The sequence below is a fragment of the Sphingomonas bacterium genome, from assembly GCF_903643035.1.
In the GTDB taxonomy this organism is placed as follows: domain Bacteria; phylum Pseudomonadota; class Alphaproteobacteria; order Sphingomonadales; family Sphingomonadaceae; genus Sphingomonas.
In genome coordinates, this window is the sequence record NZ_CAHJWW010000240.1 from 1 (window position 1) to 4,243 (window position 4,243).

Here is a 4,243-nt window from a genome sequence, read left to right on the forward strand (position 1 = left end):
TCGGTCACGAGCTGGGCGGTCATGGTGTCGCTCATCGACCAGCCGACCACCCGGCGCGAGAACAGGTCGATGACGACAGCGACGTATAACCATCCTTCCGCGGTCCAGATGTAGGTGAAGTCTGCGATCCACCTCTGGTTGGGTGCCTCGGCCGTGAACTGGCGATCGAGGAGGTTGTCGGCGATGACCGACCGCAGGCCATCATCCTTCGGCAGCCCACGGCGCCGCGGACGCGCCTTCAGGCCGTGAACACGCATCAGCCGCTCGATGCGATGCAGACCACATAATAGGCCTTCGGCCAGAAGATCGTGCCAGACGCGACGCGCACCGTACGTCCGATGGCTGGAGATGAAGCTGGCGCGGACCCTGGCGCCGAACTCCTCGTCGCTTCGGGCGCGAGCACTGGGTGCGCGAACCAGCCAGGCATGAAAGCCGCTGCGCGAAACACCGAGCGCTTCGCAGATCCACGACACCGGCCAGATCCCTCGGTGCTTCGCGATGAACTCGAACCTCATATCGAGTCCCTGGCGAAGTAGGCCGCCGCTTTTTTTAGGATGTCGCGCTCCGCCTTCATCCTGGCAAGCTCGCGGCGCAGCCGCTCGATCTCCTGTTGCTCCGGCTTCATCACGCCGTGACCAGGAAACGCTGATCCCGGATCGGCCGCCTGTTCGCGAACCCACTTGCGCAGCACGTTCTCATGCAGGTCCAGATCGCGCGCTGCCTGCGATACCGACACCCCGCGTTCGCGCACCAGCTTCACCGCCTCGAGCTTGAACTCACGGCTGAACTTCCGTCGTTGCATCTCCATCCTCCGGTTCCAAAAACACCTTATCTCGGTGTCCACGGAACCGGCAGCAGCTCAGTCCGATACAGATCGCACGCGGCCATTGAATTAAAACGGGCTATGGACCGGTTCGCCTTATCGCACGAGCAGCTTGGCTACGCGCCTCCGACAAAACGGGACATCGCCGAAATCGAGCGGCAGTACCAGGCGTGCCTCGACCGTTTTGGCGACAACTTTGGATCGGAGTATGGCTGGGCGGCACAGCACCTTGGGCTCAAAAAACCACGGCTGGTCGATCTCGAGGTCGCCGCCGGTAAGGGCGCCATGCAGTCTCACTACCGAATGGCCAGCTACAACGTCCACGCAGGAGCCCGAGGCATCGACTTCCGGCTCGGCCTTCTTGAGGGCAGTGGCACCCGTACGGCGCTGGCCGGCGTTAGCAACGCGGGCTTCGTAGATCCGGCGCGGAACACCGCCGGAGACTTGGTGTTCGTCACGACCCTTTTATCGTCGGGTACCACACGGTTCGACCGGGTGCTCGAGTGGCAAATCCTGGCGCAGCTGAGGGACGAGCTCCTGCGTCAGCTAGATAAGGCACAGCGTGCGCTCGACCGCGCGCACCGCGCTCAACTCAGGAGGGAACGCGCGACGCGGTGACCCAATCCCGGCCACTAACACGCCCACTTTCGCCACTCGAAACCTGCCGCTCGTTGATGCCGTGCAGTCATGCCTGATTATGGTCCGCATCTCCGGATGAGGGCTGCATTATCGGCTTGGATATCATGCGCGGTGCGAAGCGCTTGATCGCGGTCACCGCCGCAAAGACGAAGTCGGCCATCACGAGCATGTTGAAGCTGGATCGCGCCGAAGCATACGTCACATAGCCGTGCAGTGCTGCGTGACGGTTCGGCACAGGATCCTGCTCGGCCGCTCTCCGTTGCGCAGGTGTTCGGACTTTTGCGTAGAGATGCTCGTCGAGCTTGCCCGCGAGATGCAGTCCGTACCAGCCAGGAGTCTGCATCTCGATCGGCGTCAGTCCGCCGATCACGTCGCGCAGCTCGATCTGGCTAGTGCTGGTCTGTTCGGCGCCCCAACCGATCTCGATGCGAACCACGCGCTCGATCTCGGGAAACAGTGCGAGCGCTGCCATTCGATAGAGTTTGGCTCCATGCGCGGTGAGGCATTCACGGAACAGGTCCTTCGCTTCGTCGTCGACGCACTGTGTGTCAAGCCGTCTCAGGAAATGGGCGGCAACGTCGGCCCAATTCGCCGAGTAGTACGCCTCCATTGCCCGATTTAGCGTGTCGGCATCGTTGTGCGCGCGGACCAGATTAAACGGGGTGGTCTCGTGCGGCAGCCAACCGGCTGCCGCCACCGGGCCAGCGAGCTGCTCATATTCCTGAAGCTGTGCGATGTAGGCCCGCATCGGTGCCATGCGCGCCTCATGCTCTGCCAAGGCAGCCTCCATGCGCGCCCTGATCGACGACATCTCCGCGTCGAGACCCCCTGCAGAGTCTAGCAATCCGTCCCAAGTGCCCCTGGGAAAAACTGCGAGTAGCTTGAGTCGCGCAGCTTCAGCTCTGTTCATGTCAAATCCCCTCGCATCGCGACCCAGAAGCCGCCGTTCGCGGCCGCTTAGCCGCTCCCCAACTTCGGACATTCGTTCAGAAGCGGGCCTAGAGAAATTCATCGCTTTGGCGCCCGACGTCGTCGAAGCCTTCGGCAGCGACTGCTATGATGCCTGAAGCGAAACATCATACGTTCCGGCACCGCATGTTCCCATTGCGCCACCGCCGTTCCTGAGGGTTCAAGTCACGATGCAGCTGTCCTCGATCCACTGTTTCCCGGTGAAGGGGCTGGGCGGGTGCGCCATGACGGAAACGCCGATAGAGGCTCGCGGCATCGCTGGCGACCGCCGCTGGATGATCATCGATCAGCGCAATCGCTTCGTCACTCGGCGCGAGGTTCCGGCGATGGCTTCGCTGAACGTCACGCCGTCCCGAACCGGGCTGACGATCAGGAGCGCAACGGAAAGCAGCCATGCGATCATGCCCGGAGACGAGGCACCCCTGGTCGACGCCAGGGTCTGGCGAGACACGGTGTCCGTGCGGGTGGGGAACGATGCTGCGGACGCCTTCCTTTCCGAGGCGCTCGGGCGCCCGGTCCGATTGGCCCATCAGCACGATTCCAGCCGGCGAGCCATCGATCCCCGATATTCGCGGCCGGACGACCATGTCAGCCTCGCGGATGGCTTTCCGTTGCTGATCACGACGATGGCCTCGCTCGACGCCCTCAACGATCGCCTCGCCGTCCCCGTGACTATGGCCCGCTTCCGATCGAACCTCGTCATCGCCGACGCGGCTCCCTGGCAGGAGGATCGATGGCGACGCATCCGGATCGGCGCTGTGGAGATGGAGATCGCGCGTCCCTGCTCGCGTTGCATCGTCGTCACGCAGCAGCCCGACACGGGCGAGCGCCTGGAGGGCAACGAACCGCTTGCCACGCTGCGCGCCATGGGACGGCTCGCGGCGGACGGCATCATGTTCGGTCAGAACGCGATCATCCGTCGGCCGGGCACGCTGAGCATCGGCGATCGGGTCGAGGTGATCGAGGAGGGAGACAGCCGACCGGCACCGGCGAGCCGTTGACGATAGTGTCAACCGACTTCCGTGTCCCGAGCTGCCCCGGATCCGGCTAACCTGTGGATCGGCGTGGAAGAAGGACCCCCTAGCGGGGTGATCGGCGTCCAAGAGGGACCCCTCATTTCGATGGCGTAGGCGGCGGCCTGGTTTTTCCAGGCGGCGAGATCGGGATGTTGGTGGTGGAGACAGTGGTTCGGGTTCGGCGCGAGCACGCGGCCGGCAAGTCGATCAAGGCGATCGCGCGTGATCTTCGGTTATCGCGCAAGGTGGTACGCAAGGCGATCCGGGCATCGGAGGGTGCGTTCGACTACTGTCGTACGGTGCAGCCGCTGCCGCGGATCGGGCCATTCCAGGAGCGGCTGGACAAGCTGCTGGTCGAGAACGAAGGGCGGCACCGGCGTGACCGGCTGCGGATGACGCGGGTCCATGATCTGCTGCTGCGCGAGGGGTTCGAGGGGTCATACGATGCGGTCCGGCGCTACGCGGCGCGCTGGTCGGCGACACGGCGCAAGGACCCAGGCGCTAATGTGACGGGGGGCGTGCCGGCGTTCATCCCGCTCTTGTTCAGGCCGGGCGAGGCGTACCAGTTCGACTGGAGCCACGAGGACGTGGAGATCGCCGGTAAGCCGATGCGGGTGAAGGTGGCGCACCTGCGGCTGTGCGCGTCGCGGGCGGTGTACGTACGGGCTTATCCGCGCGAGACGCAGGAGATGGTGTTCGACGCGCATGCGCGCGGCTTTGCGTTCTTCGGCGGGGTGCCGTTGCGCGGCATCTACGACAACATGAAGACCGCGGTGACGACCGTGTTCGTCGGCAA

At 64.1% G+C, this 4,243-nt stretch carries 4 protein-coding genes and 1 pseudogene; 3 read left to right on the forward strand and 2 right to left on the reverse strand.

All coding sequences use genetic code 11. The features are described from left to right. Positions 1-802, reverse strand: a pseudogene (locus tag HUV01_RS12850) (IS3 family transposase); the annotation flags it as partial. Here HUV01_RS12850 and HUV01_RS12855 point away from each other — a divergent pair. Further along, a complete protein-coding gene (locus HUV01_RS12855; protein WP_254606630.1) occupies positions 698-1,441 on the forward strand; it encodes a DUF5677 domain-containing protein in 744 nt (247 codons plus the stop codon). The pseudogene HUV01_RS12850 and the gene HUV01_RS12855 overlap by 105 nt on opposite strands. Before the next feature lie 67 nt (positions 1,442-1,508). On the opposite strand, the gene HUV01_RS12860 is transcribed toward HUV01_RS12855, so the two are convergent. Beyond that, positions 1,509-2,372 (reverse strand): hypothetical protein, encoded by an 864-nt coding sequence (locus tag HUV01_RS12860; RefSeq protein ID WP_174298624.1) that lies wholly within the window; start codon positions 2,370-2,372, stop codon positions 1,509-1,511. A gap of 229 nt (positions 2,373-2,601) precedes the next feature. Here HUV01_RS12860 and HUV01_RS12865 point away from each other — a divergent pair, with 229 nt between their 5' ends. Both HUV01_RS12865 and istA read left to right on the forward strand, forming a co-directional pair. Beyond that, positions 2,602-3,432, forward strand: a complete 831-nt coding sequence (locus HUV01_RS12865) for an MOSC domain-containing protein (RefSeq protein ID WP_174298625.1) — start codon at positions 2,602-2,604, stop codon at positions 3,430-3,432. Between the two features lie 164 nt (positions 3,433-3,596). Next, positions 3,597-4,243 (forward strand): IS21 family transposase (gene istA, locus HUV01_RS12870; protein WP_174298626.1); only part of this gene is annotated, 647 nt, incomplete at its 3' end.

Coding starts and splice junctions, on each gene's coding strand:
- HUV01_RS12865 (WP_174298625.1), top strand. CDS start 2,602: ATGCAGCTGTCCTCGATCCACTGTTTCCCGGTGAAGGGGCTGGGCGGG.
- HUV01_RS12860 (WP_174298624.1), bottom strand. CDS start 2,372: ATGAACAGAGCTGAAGCTGCGCGACTCAAGCTACTCGCAGTTTTTCCC.
- HUV01_RS12855 (WP_254606630.1), top strand. CDS start 698: ATGCAGGTCCAGATCGCGCGCTGCCTGCGATACCGACACCCCGCGTTC.